18 protein-coding genes are annotated in these 17,157 nt (G+C 36.8%); 11 read left to right on the top strand and 7 right to left on the bottom strand.

Going from position 1 to position 17,157, the window contains the following annotated elements; all coding sequences use genetic code 11:
* The first annotated feature begins 169 nt into the window (after positions 1–169).
* From BELBA_RS07300 to BELBA_RS07315, 4 genes are read left to right on the top strand one after another with little or no spacing between them, the layout of a single operon-like run.
* Positions 170–1,210 carry a DHH family phosphoesterase gene (locus BELBA_RS07300; RefSeq protein ID WP_014772092.1) on the top strand — a complete coding sequence of 347 codons (1,041 nt, stop codon included), beginning with the start codon at positions 170–172 and terminating at the stop codon, positions 1,208–1,210.
* Entirely contained in the window at positions 1,197–2,135 is a 939-nt protein-coding gene (locus tag BELBA_RS07305) for an FKBP-type peptidyl-prolyl cis-trans isomerase (RefSeq protein ID WP_014772093.1), read from the top strand. Before BELBA_RS07300 ends, BELBA_RS07305 begins: the two co-directional genes overlap by 14 nt.
* Before the next feature lie 9 nt (positions 2,136–2,144).
* Positions 2,145–2,696, top strand: coding sequence for an FKBP-type peptidyl-prolyl cis-trans isomerase (locus BELBA_RS07310; protein WP_014772094.1), 552 nt, complete (start codon positions 2,145–2,147; stop codon positions 2,694–2,696).
* Between the two features lie 3 nt (positions 2,697–2,699).
* Positions 2,700–3,251, top strand: a complete 552-nt coding sequence (locus tag BELBA_RS07315) for an FKBP-type peptidyl-prolyl cis-trans isomerase (RefSeq protein WP_014772095.1) — start codon at positions 2,700–2,702, stop codon at positions 3,249–3,251.
* Between the two features lie 31 nt (positions 3,252–3,282).
* Here BELBA_RS07315 and BELBA_RS07320 read toward each other — a convergent pair whose 3' ends face one another.
* Positions 3,283–3,882, bottom strand: a complete 600-nt coding sequence (locus BELBA_RS07320) for a methyltransferase family protein (protein ID WP_014772096.1) — start codon at positions 3,880–3,882, stop codon at positions 3,283–3,285.
* Between the two features lie 123 nt (positions 3,883–4,005).
* Here BELBA_RS07320 and BELBA_RS07325 point away from each other — a divergent pair, with 123 nt between their 5' ends.
* Both BELBA_RS07325 and deoC read left to right on the top strand, forming a co-directional pair.
* On the top strand, positions 4,006–5,223 hold the full coding sequence (locus BELBA_RS07325) for an NAD(P)-dependent oxidoreductase (protein WP_014772097.1): 1,218 nt from the start codon (positions 4,006–4,008) through the stop codon (positions 5,221–5,223).
* Entirely contained in the window at positions 5,220–5,885 is a 666-nt protein-coding gene (gene deoC / locus BELBA_RS07330) for a deoxyribose-phosphate aldolase (protein WP_014772098.1), read from the top strand. Before BELBA_RS07325 ends, deoC begins: the two co-directional genes overlap by 4 nt.
* Here deoC and BELBA_RS07335 read toward each other — a convergent pair.
* Positions 5,882–7,060, bottom strand: coding sequence for a Na/Pi symporter (locus BELBA_RS07335; protein WP_014772099.1), 1,179 nt, complete (start codon positions 7,058–7,060; stop codon positions 5,882–5,884). The genes deoC and BELBA_RS07335 overlap by 4 nt on opposite strands.
* A gap of 326 nt (positions 7,061–7,386) precedes the next feature.
* Here BELBA_RS07335 and BELBA_RS07340 point away from each other — a divergent pair, with 326 nt between their 5' ends.
* From BELBA_RS07340 to BELBA_RS07350, 3 genes are all read left to right on the top strand, one after another.
* Complete coding sequence (locus BELBA_RS07340; protein WP_014772100.1) at positions 7,387–8,517, top strand: hypothetical protein; 1,131 nt, start codon at positions 7,387–7,389, stop codon at positions 8,515–8,517.
* Positions 8,518–8,617: 100 nt separating this feature from the next.
* Positions 8,618–9,061 (top strand): nucleoside deaminase, encoded by a 444-nt coding sequence (locus BELBA_RS07345; protein ID WP_014772101.1) that lies wholly within the window; start codon positions 8,618–8,620, stop codon positions 9,059–9,061.
* Positions 9,062–9,167: 106 nt separating this feature from the next.
* Positions 9,168–9,773 carry a superoxide dismutase gene (locus tag BELBA_RS07350; RefSeq protein WP_014772102.1) on the top strand — a complete coding sequence of 202 codons (606 nt, stop codon included), beginning with the start codon at positions 9,168–9,170 and terminating at the stop codon, positions 9,771–9,773.
* A 270-nt stretch (positions 9,774–10,043) separates the two neighbouring features.
* On the opposite strand, the gene BELBA_RS07355 is transcribed toward BELBA_RS07350, so the two are convergent.
* The 4 genes from BELBA_RS07355 to BELBA_RS07370 all read right to left on the bottom strand — a co-directional run bounded on the left by BELBA_RS07355 (position 10,044) and on the right by BELBA_RS07370 (position 14,411).
* Entirely contained in the window at positions 10,044–10,514 is a 471-nt protein-coding gene (locus BELBA_RS07355) for a hypothetical protein (protein ID WP_014772103.1), read from the bottom strand.
* Between the two features lie 141 nt (positions 10,515–10,655).
* Positions 10,656–11,213, bottom strand: coding sequence for a hypothetical protein (locus BELBA_RS07360; RefSeq protein ID WP_014772104.1), 558 nt, complete (start codon positions 11,211–11,213; stop codon positions 10,656–10,658).
* Between the two features lie 328 nt (positions 11,214–11,541).
* Complete coding sequence (locus BELBA_RS07365; RefSeq protein WP_014772105.1) at positions 11,542–13,914, bottom strand: S8 family serine peptidase; 2,373 nt, start codon at positions 13,912–13,914, stop codon at positions 11,542–11,544.
* Positions 13,911–14,411, bottom strand: coding sequence for a hypothetical protein (locus BELBA_RS07370; protein WP_014772106.1), 501 nt, complete (start codon positions 14,409–14,411; stop codon positions 13,911–13,913). Before BELBA_RS07370 ends, BELBA_RS07365 begins: the two co-directional genes overlap by 4 nt.
* Before the next feature lie 182 nt (positions 14,412–14,593).
* On the opposite strand from BELBA_RS07370, the gene BELBA_RS19630 reads away from it, so the two are divergent.
* Positions 14,594–14,863, top strand: a complete 270-nt coding sequence (locus tag BELBA_RS19630; RefSeq protein ID WP_014772107.1) for a hypothetical protein — start codon at positions 14,594–14,596, stop codon at positions 14,861–14,863.
* Between the two features lie 27 nt (positions 14,864–14,890).
* Here the strand turns inward: BELBA_RS19630 and BELBA_RS07375 are convergent, their stop codons facing one another.
* Positions 14,891–15,361: a hypothetical protein gene (locus tag BELBA_RS07375; RefSeq protein ID WP_014772103.1), complete on the bottom strand. Its 471-nt coding sequence runs from the start codon at positions 15,359–15,361 to the stop codon at positions 14,891–14,893.
* Between the two features lie 619 nt (positions 15,362–15,980).
* Here BELBA_RS07375 and BELBA_RS20400 point away from each other — a divergent pair.
* On the top strand, positions 15,981–17,144 hold the full coding sequence (locus BELBA_RS20400) for a TonB-dependent receptor (protein ID WP_342626400.1): 1,164 nt from the start codon (positions 15,981–15,983) through the stop codon (positions 17,142–17,144).
* Positions 17,145–17,157 lie beyond the last annotated feature (13 nt).

Raw genomic sequence — 17,157 nt, forward strand, 5'->3', positions numbered from 1 at the left:
TTAGAATTAAGGTGCAAAAATACGGGAAATAAATGAAGTTCCGAATGTTGCATGTGAAATCTCTGTTATCTCTTTTGTTTTGAGGAGCTTAAGGATATTGGGATTTTCGGAAAATTATCCTGACCTTTGCAGACTGTGTTCTAAAAAGAGCAGTTACAAAAGCTTTAAAATGCAAGCATTCGAGTTATTTAAAAATAAAATCGCCTCCCCAGCCAAAATTGTAATTACCACCCACCACAAGCCTGATGCAGATGCATTGGGGTCTTCTTTGGGATTGGCCAATTACTTAATCAAAAAAGGCCACGAGGTAACCGTGATTACCCCTTCTGATTACCCTTCCTTCCTGCATTGGATGAAAGGAAATGAAGATGTGATCAATTTTGAAGATAAGAGCGTTCAAGAAAAAGCGATCAAAAAAATTCAGGAAGCTGAAATTATTTTTTGTCTTGATTTTTCTTGTTTGAGTAGGCTTCAGTCTATGCAAGATTATGTCAAAGAATCCAAAGCCTACAAAGTAAATATTGACCATCATCAAGATCCAAAAGATTTCTGTGCTTTTCGGTATTGGAGCACAGAGGCTGCTGCTACTTGTGAATTGATCTATGAATTGATTGAAAAAGTAGGGGACAAAGGTTTGTTGGATTCAGATATTGCAGATTGTCTTTATGCTGGAATCATGACAGATACAGGAGGCTTTAGACATCCAAATACTACCAAAAATGTCCATTTGATTACCGCCGAACTCATTGAGCTAGGTGCTGATAATTCTAAAATCTCCAAATTGATCTATGATACAAACAGTGTCAATAGATTGAAATTTATAGGTTTTGCGATATCGAGAAGATTGGTGATCAATGAAGAACTCAAAATCGCATATTTTTCCATCAGCAAAAAGGATTTACGTAAGTATTCTTCACAAACAGGGGACACTGAAGGTCTCGTCAATTATGCACTTTCTATAGGAGGAATTAAGATTGCAGCACTTTTCACAGAAAGAGAAGATGGGATTAAGATCTCTTTTCGATCAACAGAAGAGGTGGCTGTCAATAAATTTGCACAAGAGCATTTCAATGGTGGAGGTCATAAAAATGCCTCCGGTGGAAAATCGGACTTGACTTTGAGCGAAACAACAGAGAAATTTGAAAAATTAATTAAAGAAAATTATAACACCTTATTCAAACAACTTGAACTTATCCATGAAAAAAATTAAAAATCTTCTAATATCAACCGTCGTTTTTGCATTGGCAATCGGAATGGTTTCTTGTACTAAAACGAAAAAAACGACTAGTGATGGGATTGAATATACCTATATCAAAGAAGGTAAAGAAAGTCCAAAAAATGGGGAATATGTGTTATATAATTTGATCGTACAAACTGAAAGTGATTCTACTTTCATCTCTACTTATGATCAAATGGCTCCGGCATATATGATGTACAATGATTCTGCCCAAGCTACAAATGGAATGGATGAAATATTCCTTGGGTTAAGAAAAGGTGATAGCATTGCTTTCGAAGCCAATGCAACAAAAGTTTTTGGAGAATTTAATACACCTCCATTTATTAAAGAAGGTGGAAATGTAAAGATTCAAATCGGTGTAGTTGACGTCTTGGATGAGCAAGGGGTACAGGCATACTTTACTTCTTTGCAAGAAGCACAAATGAAGAAGCAAGCTGAATTGTCTGTAAAGCAACTTGAAGAAGATGTGAAAATCATTGAAGAGTATGTTGCTGCAAATAATTTGAATGCAAGCAGGACAGAGTCGGGTCTTTTCTACGTCATAGAAGAAGAAGGCACAGGAGATCAAATTGCAACTGGTCAGACTGCAATGGTTGATTATGCTGGATACCTTTTGGATGGAACTGTATTCGATACCAGTAATAAAGAAAAAGCTGAAGCAGCAGGAGTATTTAGTGAGCAAAGAGATCAGATGGGCGGTTATGCGCCATTTGAAGTTCAAGTAGGCATGGGAAGAGTAATACCAGGATGGGATGAAGGTCTGGGAATGTTGAAAAAGGGTTCTAAAGCTAAATTCTTGATACCTTCTACATTGGCTTACGGTGAAAGAGGTTCTGGAGCGATCATCAAACCAAACTCAGTCTTGGTCTTCGACGTAGAAGTGACAGATGTTAAATAAATAAAGTATATGAAAAGATTAAGCGTAGGTATTTTATCATTTTTCTTTTTAATGACTGGTTGTATTTCAGATCAAGAAAATACGGAAGTTGTATTAGAAAAGGATAAGCAAGCCATTGAGAAATATATCGCCGACAACAATGTCACAGGTGTCAAAGAATTCAGAGATGAAACCTTAGGCTTTGTCTTTATTTGGCAGGAAGTTTCTGGAAGTGGTCTATTGCCTACGTCTGGTGATACGATTTTAGTAAATTACACTGGAAAGTTTCTAAACGATTTAGTCTTTGATACTTCTTTGGAAGATGTAGCAAGGGAGAATAATATTTATAATCAAAATAGAGCTTACGAGCCTTTATTATATAGATTTGATAGAGGTACTGTTATCCCTGGATTCGACTTTGCTATTTCCAAAATGGAAGAAGGTGATAAAATGATTGCGTTCATTCCTTCACTTTATGCATATGGTCCAGCAGGAAGTCCTCCAAGGATACCAGGAAATACCCCACTTATCTTTGAATTAGAATTCCTTCCTGCACAAGCAGAAAGTGAAGATGACGAATAATCCATGAAAAGAGTTAGTTTAATAGTTTTTGCCATTTTGATTGCTCTTTCATCTTGTGAACAGCAAAATCCCTTTGGAGGCCCTGTTTATGATTTTGAAGGGAATCTGGCTAAAGATAGTTTGATAATCGAAGATTACCTGAGAAATAATCCAATTGCAGGCGATATAATCAGGGACCCATCAGGTGTTGTGATCATTGTGCAAGAAGAGGGTGAAGGTTCAAGACCTGTCTCAAATACAGTTGTTTACACTGATTATACTGGAAGCTTGCTTGATGGGTCTGTATTTGATACGAGTTATGAAGCAGTTGCCATAGAAAATGACATCTTTCAAGAATCAAGAACATACAGCCCTTTGGTATTTACAATCCCGCCTCCAGGCGTGTCAGGAGGTAATATTCAAGGTTTTAATTTCGGCTTTAGAAGACTGAGACCAAAATCCAAAGCAGTGCTGTTGATTCCTTCGCCTTTGGGATATAGAGATGATGATGATAGAGAAAATATTCCGCCAAACTCTGTTCTCAGGTTTGATGTAGATTTCCGAGGAATAGATTAAGGAAATCAGTAATATAATGAACAAAGGCAGCTTATTTAGCTGCCTTTGTTGTTTTCGGGAATAGCGCAGGAACGTATTTTTTGTAATCAAGGTATTCCTGACCATATAGCTCAATTAACTTTTTCTCTTCATAAAATATCCCAAAAGGAAGATATACTAACAATGCGATCAAATGGATCATCGCTGCAGCATTGGGGTTGAATAGAAAATATCCGATAAAAATCCCTATCAGGCCAGTATAGATGGGATGTCTAATGTATTTGTAAATCCCTGAAGTAACCAAATCCTCTTTTTCCCTTTCCAAATCATTATGGGGAATCAATCCGATGAATTTAGCCCCGCTGAAATACTTCAAAGACCTGACAATTATAATAGTTCCTAAACCCGCAGTCAAATATCCTAGGTACAACAGACTTGGGGATTGCTGGAAAATCATAAGCTTTTGGATGCTTCCTGCATAGAGTAAAATAAAGAAAATAAAGCTTATTGAAATCAAACTGTAGATCAAGCGATACCATTTATAGGCCTTACCTATGATTCCTTGGATTTTTCTTTTTATCTTGAGACTCGCGAGCAGCGTATGCGAAGCATAAAAAATAACCCAAAGAATAACCAAAACAAAGTACATCATGAAGCTAAAGTTTTTAAGAAAATCCAGTTTATTCTGACAAGTTTTTCAGAGTAGATGGAGCTAAGAAGCAACACCGTACTATTCCAAAGATAAAGAATCTTACACGCTTATTGTTTGACTGAAATGAAAATAGCATTAATCAAAGAAGGGAAAACCCCTGCTGATAAAAGAGTTGCATTTACTCCTGAACAAGTTTTGGAAATTCATCGGATGTATAAAGACACAGAGATTTTTGTTGAGTCTAGTGATGTGAGATGTTATGACGATGAAGAGTACGCTGCTTTAGGGATTCAAGTTGTGAAAGATGTTTCGGCATGCGATGTGTTTTTTGGGATCAAAGAAGTACCAATTCAACAATTGATTCCTAATAAAAATTACTTCTTTTTTTCCCATACAATCAAAAAACAAGCATATAACAGAGCACTACTTCAATCAGTGCTTGAAAAAAACATCAAACTAATAGATTATGAAGTGCTCAAAAATGATACTGGAGAGCGAGTTGCCGCCTTTGGAAGGTGGGCGGGGATAGTTGGTGCTTACAATGCATTTTGGACTTATGGAAAGAAAACGGATTTGTATCATATCAAGCGTGCTTTTGATTGCTTCGATCGTCAAGAGCTCAAAGTAGAATTGAAAAAGGTGCAGTTGCCTCCCATCAAGATTGTAGTGACTGGAACAGGAAGAGTGGGTAAAGGTACGCTAGAAGTCCTAAGTACATTAGGTATTCGTGAAATAGAACCTCATGATTTCCTTTTTAATTATTATGAAGAACCTGTATTTACCCTACTTTCCTCTTCTCATTATAACAGGAGAAGGACTGATGGAGGCTTTGACAAAAATGAATTTTACAGCTATCCGGAAAAGTACGAAAGTCATTTTCTAAAATATGCAGAAGTCAGCGACATCTTGATTTCAGGAGCATATTGGGATAATAGAGCACCTCGTTTATTCAGAGAAGCTGATATTAAATCAGAGGATTTCAGTATCTCAGTAATTGCAGATATTACTTGTGATATCCGTGGATCATTACCTACTACCATCAGAGCAAGTAAGGTTCATGCTCCTGTTTATGATATTGATAGAGATACCTTTGAGGAGCTTCCTGCTTTTGGGAAGCAGTTCAGTATTTCTGTAATGGCCATTGATAACTTACCTACCGAACTTCCAAGAGATGCATCGAAGGATTTTGGAGAGCAGTTGATCAAGTATGTTGTCCCTGAATTGCATAAATCACAATCGACTATTTTAGAGAAAGCAACAATTGCTCAAGAGGGAGATTTGACTTTTGATTTTTTATATTTGAGAGACTATTTGAATAATACCAATTCAGAGAAAGAATGAAGCATATAGAAAGATATATTGAGCAGACCATATTGAAACCGCTCACCGTAGATTCAGATATTGAAAATCTTGTGGAAGAAGCCAAGAAGTATGGATTTGTTGGGATTTGCGTTCCGCCTTTTTGGGTAAAAAAAGCAAAGAGAGAAATCGGTGAGGCGCCTATCCAACTTGTTACAGTCATTGGATTTCCTTTGGGTTACAACATGACAGAAACCAAAGTTTTTGAAACCGAATTGGCTATCAAAGAAGGGGCGGATGAAATCGATGTGGTTTGGTCTATAACAGCATTTAAGGCAGGATTGAATTGGCCGAAAATTGAATTAGCAAAGTTGGCCAATTTATGTCATGACCATGAAAGAATTTTGAAAGTAATCATAGAAACTGCCTACCTCAGTGAGGAAGAAATTGTGCAAGCCTGTGAAATCTGTCGTGATGCAGGAGTAGATTATGTGAAGACTTCAACCGGTTTTGCTCCTGAAGGAGCTAAGGTGGAGCATATTGCTTTGATGAGAGCAAACTTACCGAGTAATGTGGGGATCAAAGCCAGTGGCGGGATTAAAACATTCGCACAAGCCAAAGCTTTGATTGAAGCAGGTGCCGATAGAATTGGCACGAGTTCAGGTGTGCAGATTGTAGCAGAACAACAAGCTCAACAAAGTTAAAGCTTTTTTGAAATCTCTGTTTCCACAGGTTTTTTGTATTTGTAATGGGATTGTCTTAAATCCTCGTTTTTATTGAAGTATATCAATAGGAAGGGGATGATAAAAAAAGTCAAAAGTATGTATGCAAGACCTACAATTCTTGTTTTGACTGACTCTCTTCCCAAGAATGTCGCGATTTTTACCGGAATTTTTCGAATTGATGGAAATGGTAAAAATATAGCAGCTCCTACCAAGTTGAATAAAATATGGACAATAGCGATGCTGATTGCAGCTTCAGTTTTATAAATGGCTGCGATAACAGCAGTAATGGTCGTTCCAATATTTGCTCCAATGATAAAAGGGAATACTTTGATCAAAGATACTTTTCTATTTGCCACAGCTGGAACAATCAGTGAAGTAGTTACCGTGCTGGATTGTACTGCTGCTGTAAAGAATATTCCATAAAGAAATGCAACTCCTGGGTTCTTGAAGATATGTTTGCTGACCTTTTTGAAATTTCCAGAAACAAAAGATTTGAATACAGTCTCTGAAAGAAACTTAATGGCTAAAAAGACCAATATCACACTTAAGATTAACCCAAAAATGGGTGTTTTTATCAAACTGATAAACCAAAGAGTAGCAGGTCTTGTGAAAATGACATTGTATTGATATTTATTGCTCAAACTTGATTCAGAATCAAAAAAAGTATTGGTAAGAAACATTGCAGCATTACTCAATAGCCCAAAATATATTTCAAGAGGGAAAAGAATGATCACTGTAATGATATTGAAAATATCGTGAATAACTCCCGCAGATAAGGCTTTTTTGAACTCACCTTTTTTCATGATAAAGGAAAAAGACACCAAAGTACTTGTCAAGGTAGTACCTATGTTAGCTCCCATGATCAGAGGAACAGCTTGCATCAGATTTAGATTTCCAGATGCGACCACAGCCACAATCATGGCTGTGACTGTTGAGCTGCTCTGAATTAAGGCAGTCATCAATAAGCCTATAAATAACCCAACAAATGGATTGTTGGTAGCCTGAAGTATGTCCTGAGCTAGACCACTGTTCATTTGAAGCATAGACACTGTAAGCAGGTCTATGGAAAACATAAACAATAGCATTGCAAGGATCATTCTTATAAAGAAGATCGCTTTATTGGGTTGTTTTACAGCTTCAGTTAATTCAGTCATGTAGAGCAAACCCAAGAATAGGGTTCAGTAGTCTAAATTTTTATACAAATTAATGGTAGATACGGCAAATTACAGCTGAAAACGTATGAAGATATTGTTAATAATAAATCTGATTTAAGAAATCTATAAATTGATTTTTTGAAATTTTATTCTTTACTTCCAATATAAATTAATCTATAATTTGGTTTAAGCTCTAATAGGATTATAGATAGTGGTTATGATCCACTGTTAAGAAATGGTATTATTGACTTAACAATTTATTAACATTTAAGCCAAAGAATCTTCTTTAACTTTGCAGCTGAATTTATCACCGCCAAAACTATATCATGGCTAAACTCAAAGATCAAAACATCAATCAGGACGCATTATCCAAAGCCTCCTATTCACTTTTTGATTTCACAAGAAAAGAAAAACCCTTTCTTATAGTTATTTTAGTATTGGTTTCCATAGCCGGTATAATTACTCCTTATACCTACGCTGCTATGTGGTTTGGATTTGCACTTGCTGCCTATTCTGCAATTGCTAATGACAGTATTCAGACCATCGGTACTTTCATTGCATCAAACCAAAACAGGAAATGGTACTGGCTTTGGCTTTTCATGGGCTTGATTTTCGTCGGTACAGTTACCTATAGTTGGTTGACTTACAATGGAGATGTGAGTTATGAAAGACTGCAAGTTCCGGGTCTTGAAGTAGCACCTACCAACTTTGTGTTTTTGCAGCTAGCAGCACCTATTGTGTTGTTAGTAATGACAAGGCTTAGAATGCCTGTATCCACTACCTTCCTTTTGCTCAATGTATTTACTTACAAAGCAGGGACAATTGTAAGTGTGATGCAGAAAAGTTTCTTAGGGTATTTACTTGCTTTTTTTATAGCAATTATCGTTTGGTTTACACTAGAGAAATTTGTGAAAACCTACTTAAAAGGTCAAGCAAAACCCTATTGGTACGTACTTCAGTGGATTACCTCAGGCACGCTTTGGGCGGTTTGGATTATGCAAGATGCTGCCAATATCGCTGTTTTCTTGCCGCGTCAGCTGAATGTTTGGGAATTTGTAGCTTATGCTGGATTTGTATTTATTGGCTTAGGATTTTTATTCTATCTTAAAGGAGACAGAATACAGGGTATAGTCACAGAAAAAACAAAAGTGACAGATGTTAGGGCAGCGACGATTGTAGATTTTGTATATGCCATCATTCTCTTTTATTTCAAAATCATGAGTAACGTACCCATGAGTACTACTTGGGTATTCATAGGTCTTTTGGGAGGTAGAGAATTATCTATTGCACTTGCCAAATCCAGAAAATTGAAGAAAAGAAGGGCAAGATTGGTAAGAGCTTACCGATTAGCAAGAAAAGATATCGTACGCGCAATGATCGGATTGATTGTATCTTTGATTTTAGCCCTGATTATCAATGAAGGAGTTAGAAAAGAAATGATTGATCTGATATTTTAAAAAAAATAGTCCACGGACGGCTTTCAACTTTCGTCCGTGGATTATTTGTGCTTTTTTTATTGCTTTTAAATTGAAGCATTTCTTGTATTTTTGAGCTGAGATGGAATTATACACTGACGAGTATTTTATGAATGAAGCCATGAAAATGGCGAAAATTGCCTTTGAGGAAAATGAAATTCCAGTAGGAGCAGTGATCGTTTGCCGCAATAAGATCATCGCAAGAGCTTATAATCAAACTGAAAAACTAACAGATGCAACCGCACATGCAGAGATGTTGGCCCTCACTTCAGCTGCAAATTCTCTTGGCTCAAAATATCTGAATGAATGCAAACTCTATGTGACCTTAGAGCCTTGTGTGATGTGTGCAGGGGCAAGTTTTTGGTCGCAGCTTGGTGAAATTCATTATGGAGCCTCTGATCCCAATAGAGGTTTCGCTAGACTATCGGAAACAATCATCCACCCCAAGACGAAAGTAAAAGCAGGTTTGATGGCTACTGAAGCCAAACAACTTTTGGATGATTTTTTCAAAAAGTTAAGAAATTGAGATGTTTTGACACAAAAGAGAACCATTTACGTAAACTGTTGGTTTGTTTATTGTATCTCAAAAAGAGAATTTAATATTTATTTCAAACTATAAAACTTTATAAAAAATGGCTTTTGAACTTCCAAAATTACCCTACGACTTTAATGCGCTAGAGCCGCATATTGATGCAAAAACTATGGAAATCCACCATGGTAAGCACCACAATGCTTATGTGACTAACTTGAACAATGCCATCGCAGGAACTGACCTTGAAGGCAAGTCTCTGGAAGAGTTAATGAAAGTAGCTGGCTCAAATGCAGCAGTAAGAAACAATGGTGGTGGTCACTATAATCACAGCCTTTTTTGGACTGTCTTAGCTCCTAATGGTGGAGGTCAACCTTCTGGGGATTTGGCAGCTGCTATAGATGCTAAGTTTGGTTCTTTTGATGCTTTCAAAGAAGAATTCAACAAGGCAGCAGCGACTAGATTCGGTTCTGGCTGGGCTTGGCTTTGTGTAGATGAGAAAAAAGAACTTTGTGTGTGCTCTTCTCCAAACCAAGATAATCCTTTGATGGATGTAGCGGAATGCCCGGGTACGCCAATCCTAGGTCTTGATGTTTGGGAGCATGCTTATTATTTGAACTATCAAAACAGAAGACCTGACTACGTAGGAGCTTTCTGGAACTTGGTCAATTGGGACGAAGTAAGCAAAAGATTTGCAGCAGCTAAATAATTAAGTTGCTTGATATCACCTCAAACCCTGTAGGCTTTCAGCTTGCAGGGTTTTTTTTGTGTTTTGATCACCATCTAGCTTTTTGAGATTTGCAATCTCGAAACCAGATTAGAAGGATTTGTAATCCTACTTTCAGTTCACCTTTCTTCTTTTTCCTCGCTTCTTTCTCCTGACTTATTCCACTTTGATCTGCTTTCTGATGATCGCCTCTTTGTAGTAGATGTGGATATAGTAGCGTCCTGAAATGTGATAAGCCAGTCTTTTCTCAACTTATTCGATTCTGATGAATTCAGATATCCCTCCATCAAGAGGCATGCTATTCCAAATCATTTTACTTTTAGAAATACTAGCAGGCCTAGTTGACGAACCTATTTTTAACGAAAAACCAGTTCCTGTATCAGCTGGTAATAATTCAAAAGGTAATTTATCACCAGATTCAAAAAACCAGATTTGGCTTTGGTTATTAACTTCAACCATACCCTCTGATTTGAAATGCAATGTGATTTCTTCACAGGAAAGATCAGTTATCTCCATTGTACCGTCAATCATTCTGAAATTTTTTCTTAACACGTATTTCCATTTTCCTACTACATCGTCTTCTGAGCCATCTATTGCCTCCACCTGACATCTCAATTCATCATCTGGAGCAGCATCTTCCTGACAAGAAGCTATCATCATTAATACCAAAAACAGCAATCCAACCCCCCACGCTCTTACTGATTGAATCTTTTTATTTTTCATTATTTCTACAGTTTTTATGGCTTTCGAATCTGACTCAAGTAATCTAATCCCTGATAATATTAAGACGAGTCAAAAATCTAACCTGTTTCAATTTAATAAATAGTTTTAAAAAATAAAAGTAAAGTTGCCCATGTTCAAGTCTTACCTTATTTCAAAATCAATCCTGAATTTCCCATAAAATGGATTGAACTTTGCGAAGTTAATCCTTTGTTCAAATTCCGTAAAATACTTCCCTGGAGGTAGTGCATTTCTTTCTTCATGGTAAAAAATAGACCATTTATCAAACATATACGTGTATTCACTATCTCCTAACCAAGATAATATTACCTTCATTTCACCATTTTCAGGTAAAACTCTACCTAGTCTAGCATCCCTAAACAATTTCCCTGTTTGCGGAGAACCTATTTTGACAACTCCCCCGTTTGGCATTTCCGGATTTGGAGCTACGTCCTTATAGACTGTAAACATCCCTTGGAAATTAAACAGACTGTCGAAATACCAAGTGAGCGTCTCCTCCGTCAGGTTTATTATGGAGTATTCGAATAAAATATCTTCTCCTTCCTGAAAAACCCAAGTGGGTTCTCCGTCTGTATTTGTAAGCTGAGCTTCCACTTCTACTGGAGGATTAGGTATACCGTCTTCTGTACAAGACCCCAACATGATCATTCCCAAAATCAATAAGTTGCTTAATTTTTTCATATCAAATTCTTTTCTATGAAGTATCATTTTCGATATCAAGACGTATCCAAAAAATAATATGTCCTCAATTTAATAAATAGTTTTTAAGAATAATAGTCAAACTGCCTATGTTCAAACATTTAATTCATTGGAAAAAATACTCATATCTCAAATTTATAATCAATTAGTTATATAATCATACCGCGATTTGGGTGATATATATAAACGTATGCTAATCTTTCACCCTTAATAAAAGAGCATTCAAGGATTGTCCAGTTCTAATATTCAAAAATTATATAAGGTAGGTACAGTTCACCTTTCTTATCTTTCCTCGCCCCTTTTTCCTGACCTATTCCACTTTGATTTGCTTTCTAATAATCGCTTCTTTGTAGTAGATGTGGATATAGTAGCGTCCCTTTTTGAGTTTGCTGAGGTCTAGGGTTGCTTCATCTGTGGCTGCTGCCCTGCTGATGATTTCCTGTCCCACGACATCGAAAAGACTTACTTCAAAAGACGTTTGATCTCTTTGTATTTCTTCCCCAAGTTTTTGATGGCTTACTTTACTGACGGTCACGTAGTCAGTGGTGGGATTAGGATAGACTCTAAAAGGATCTTCATTATATTCTGTACAATCCACGTATTCTATTTCGTAGTAAGACACCCAATCAGACGGATTGCAACCATTGATATTTCGCATTTGAAATACATAATAGCCATTATCTAAGGTTGGAAATGGTGGGATATGATACAGTTGATGTGGTCCACTGCCTGTATATACTTGTGAAGATGTGTATGCTACAGTAAGGCTAGGCCAACGCAGGAGCCTAGCCTCCCACTGCGCATTATCAGGAGACATCTGGTAATAAATATTAAAGATGTTGCCATCATGACTCGAACACCATTGTTCAAACTCATTTGCGCTATTTGAAAATTCTATCCAATTAACTGCAGCCTCACCAATCCAAATACTTTTTTCTATATCCACAATTCCACAATCTGTCGTGACACTAAAAGTAAGGGTGGCTGATCCTGAAACTGAACTGTTGGCTGGACTTAAATTGACTGTAGCACCTGTCCCCGAGGTAGCTCCCGAGAATAAATTTGTAGGAGAAACAGACCAAGAGACCGTACTTCCAGTAGGTTGGTTTTGAAGAGAATAGGAAGATGTGGAGCAGAGGTTGTCGGGGCCTGAAATGGTGGGTAAGGCTGCTTTTACAGCTTTTTCAGCATTTACTCGACCATAACCCATTTGATTATTCCAAGTGAGATTAGAGTTTTCTCCTGCTCCTAATGTGTAGTTATAACCACCTACTTTGTCTGCAGTACTCTCAATTATATTTCTGACTTCCTGTTGGGTTAGACTAGGGTTTACCGAAAGAATTAAAGCTGCAATTCCTGCAACCTGAGGAGCGGCAAAGGAGGTGCCTGATACAGTTGCGTATCCATCATTCAATGTGGTAGTCCTAATATCCTGCCCAGGTGCTACCACATCAATGCCTGTCCCATAGTTGGAAAAAGAGGCTCTTTGGTCGTTTCTATTCGTTGCACCTACTGCAATTGCATGAGGATTTGTGGAAGGGTATCCAATTGAATTATTAGAATCATTTCCAGTAGCAAAAACGACGATCGATCCTAAACCATTTCTTCCATTGATTACAGCATTTTCTATAGCTTCATCGATAACATCATATATAACACTTGAACCCCAGGAATTATTTATTACACTTGCTTGGTTTTCCCAAGCCCAATTTATTCCATCTGCTCTAGCGATCCTTGAACCTGGAACTGACATTAAACTGTTAGCTATATCCATTAATGGACTATCATAACTTATACCTGCAATACCAATAGAATTGTTTCTTTCAGCTCCAAGAATCCCACTTACTAGCATTCCATGATCTCCAAATGGGGGAATCCCAACCTCTGTATTAAATCTTAGAGGTAGAATATTATTCAAATCTTCATGAGGCTCCAATCCCTGATCGAGCACTGCAACAATTATATCTTCACATCCGGTAGAAATCTCCCACGCGGGACATATTTTTATATCTGCACCTGCTGTACCACCATTCTGACCTGTATTTAACAATGACCATTGGGTATTGAATTGGAGGTCATTTACGCAGGCTGAAATATTATCCTCCATTAAGTCCGGCTGGGACGATTTAAACAATCCTGTTTCAAAGAAGTAATTGGCTATTTCCAAGGCGTTTCTATCTGATTTTTCAGAACATGCCAAAACATACCATAAGGGCATAAACTGGTTATTGCCTAAAATTTCAACATTATGGACTTGTGTAATAGAATCCAATACCGAAAAATCATTCTGATTAAAAAGTTTGACGTACAACAAATGGGATAACCCAACCTCTTTGCCATTTTCAGTTTTAAAGTATGGAGCTACGTATGAATTGGATATCCTTTTGAGTAATTCAGGCTCTCGCAAATCTGAAACTACAGCCCATTGCATCTCCATGTCAATACCTGGATTTCTTTTTAAATATTTAGAAAAAGCAGTTGTACGGAATTCATTTATTTGAGAGTTTTCTATTTTCAAAAGCCTAGCAAAGCTTTGTCTGTCAATATTTTTATCTAAAAGAATATATTTTTTGTTATCCATCAGCTCCAAAGGTTGCTTCACACCCTTGTAGTAATAATAATGCTGGCCATAAAGGGAAAAAATCACCAAATAGGTAAATATGAATGTAAATAGATTTTTCATAGTTCAAACTTTATAAATTCAAATTCTACGTCACTATCTAAGTATTCTATAGGTAAAGAAACAAAAAACAAAACATCAGTTATACCAGTGCAGTCTTGTGGCTGAATATTCACTCCAATTTTGATTTTATCACATTTTCTTTCAGAAAACGCTTCTTTAAAACTCCCACATTGATAAGATTTCACTTGACCTCCAACAATAAATTCATTTTCAAAATCTATTTCAGTTAAAGGGGTTTGGCAAGTCAACAGTTCTTCAAATTTACTTTGTGATGTGATCTTAAATGTTTGTTGATCCTGTTCAGTCTGCTCTATTAAAACACAGTCGAGTTCATCGACCAGCAAAGCAGTAATGTCAAATCCTATAGGAGTAGACTCTTCGCATACTTGGTTGTTTTGCTCCATACAGGCAGCAGATAAAAATATTACTAGAGGTGTTGAAACCAGAAACTTTAATTTTACAATTTGGTGCAGTATCTTTTTATATTTTTCAATCATAATTTTAAATTAAAATGGAAACAAAACTATATGACAAATTAAGTTACTCATCAATTGATTGTCGCTTAAAACTTTCAAGATGCGTCCTAATATCGAGACGTACCCCAACGTTAACTTGTCTCAATTTAAGAAATAGTTTTTAAAAATAATAGGCAAGGTGTCCATGTTCAAGTCTTAATTCTTTGGAAGAAATACTCCTATATCAAATTTATAATCAATTAGATATACATTTATACTCCGATTTGGGGGGTAAATTTAAATGGTATGATAATCTTTCACCTTTAATAGAAGAGCTTTCAAGTATTGTTCACGTTCTATTATTTGAAATTATGGAGGTAGGTACAGTTCACCTTTCTTCTTTTTCCTCGCTTCTTTCTCCTGATCTATTCCACTTTGATCTGCTTTCTAATGATCGCTTCTTTGTAGTAGATGTGGATATAGTAGCGTCCTGAAATGTGATAAGCCAGTCTTTTCTCAACTTATTCGATTCTGATGAATTCAGATATCCCTCCATCAAGAGGCATGCTATTCCAAATCATTTTACTTTTAGAAATACTAGCAGGCCTAGTTGACGAACCTATTTTTAACGAAAAACCAGTTCCTGTATCAGCTGGTAATAATTCAAAAGGTAATTTATCACCAGATTCAAAAAACCAGATTTGGCTTTGGTTATTAACTTCAACCATACCCTCTGATTTGAAATGCAATGTGATTTCTTCACAGGAAAGATCAGTTATCTCCATTGTACCGTCAATCATTCTGAAATTTTTTCTTAACACGTATTTCCATTTTCCTACTACATCGTCTTCTGAGCCATCTATTGCCTCCACCTGACATCTCAATTCATCATCTGGAGCAGCATCTTCCTGACAAGAAGCTATCATCATTAATACCAAAAACAGCAATCCAACCCCCCACGCTCTTACTGATTGAATCTTTTTATTTTTCATTATTTCTACAGTTTTTATGGCTTTCGAATCTGACTCAAGTAATCTAATCCCTGATAATGTTAAGACGAGTCAAAAATCTAACCTGTTTCAATTTAATAAATAGTTTTAAAAAATAATAGTCAAGCTGCCCATGTTCAAGCCTTAATTCTTTGGAAGAAATTCTCATATATCAAATTTATAATCAATTGGTTATATATGTATACCACGATATAGGGGATATATTTAAACTTATGCTAATCTTTCACCTTTAATAAAAGGGTATTCAATATTTTTAGAAATAGAATTGCAAATTCACAGAATAGTTTGGCTTAGATGCAATCTACGCTTAGTCTATTCTACGATAAGAAGTTACCAAACTTTAGAAAGCGTAAGTGTAGATTTATATTATAGCGTAGATGCAATCTACTCCTAGTTGAGATTTGGAACCCCGCACTACAATTCATCACTCCCATTGTACCCAAAGCGAACAATCAAACTGTTCGGAATTGGAACAAAGATATTTTTTTGAATTTATATAATATAATGATAATCAACATATTATAAATTAAAATCTCTCTTGGCACTGCTTTTTCATACTGGTCTGTACCAAATAACTCAGACACAATTAATTTCTAAACCAATGAAAATTTCTATCCAAGTTTTTACCATCTTTTTTGCTTTCCTTTTGGGTGTGAGCAACATAGCAGCAAAAGAGATTGCCGTGATCCAAGGCCATGTGAAGGATCAAAAGGGAGAAGTGCTTCCATTCGCTAACGTGATGTTGGTGGATGCGGAGTCTGAAAATATGATTACCGGCTCCGTGACTGATGAGTCCGGAAATTTCACCCTAGAATCAGCCCGTTCGGGAAATGTGAAGCTGATGGTTTCCTCTATCGGATATGAAACTTTCACCTCTGAAGCTTTTATGATGAAAGCAGGCGAAAAGAAAGATTTTGGTGCAGTGATAGTAACAGAAGAAGTAGCTGCCTTAGGTGAAGTGACTGTCCGGGCAAACCGGCCTGAAGTCATCATTGAACCAAATAAAACCACCGTCAATATAGAAGGAACTGTCATGGCTGAAGGCAATACAGCACTTGATGTGATCGGTAGGTCTCCAGGAGTCTATGTCGATCAAGATGGCAATATCAATCTCAATGGTCGGTCAGGCGTCACCGTCATGATCAATGACAGACAAACCTACATGAGTGCAGATGACTTGGCAAATTTCCTCAGAGCCATGCCTGCCGACAACATCAAAAGCTTGGAAATCATCAACAATCCAACTTCAAGGTATGATGCAGAAGGTGGTGCAGGAGTGATCAATATCAAGTTGAAGAAAAGCAATCTGGATGGAGTATTCGGAAACGTGCAGGTAGGAGGACAGTACAATGGTCAGTTTGCCCCTAATACAGGTGTCACTATCAATGCCAAAAAAGGAAAATGGACAAACAATGCCAGTTTGAATTACAGTGAATATGCTGTATTCAACGACCTTGAAATCAACAGGAATTTCCAATTGGAGGAAGGGATTTCCAACTTTGATCAAAACAGTAGAATCACTACCAGAAACAAAAGTTTGTTTTTCAGCGGAGGGTCTGACTATGAAATTAATAAAAATCACAGTGTAGGTGTGAGTGTTCAAGCTTCAGGCTCTAATGGAGTGGATGTCAGCGATGCCTTGACCGAAATTTCTAATCCTGGGACGACGGACAGAAATTTCTTAAGGTCATTGAATGACAGTGAAAATAAAAGACAGCGATTCTTCACGAATCTCCACTATGTTGGCTTGTTGGACACTTTGTGAACAAAGCTTACCG

This window comes from Belliella baltica DSM 15883 (genome assembly GCF_000265405.1).
In the GTDB taxonomy this organism is placed as follows: Bacteria; Bacteroidota; Bacteroidia; order Cytophagales; family Cyclobacteriaceae; genus Belliella; species Belliella baltica.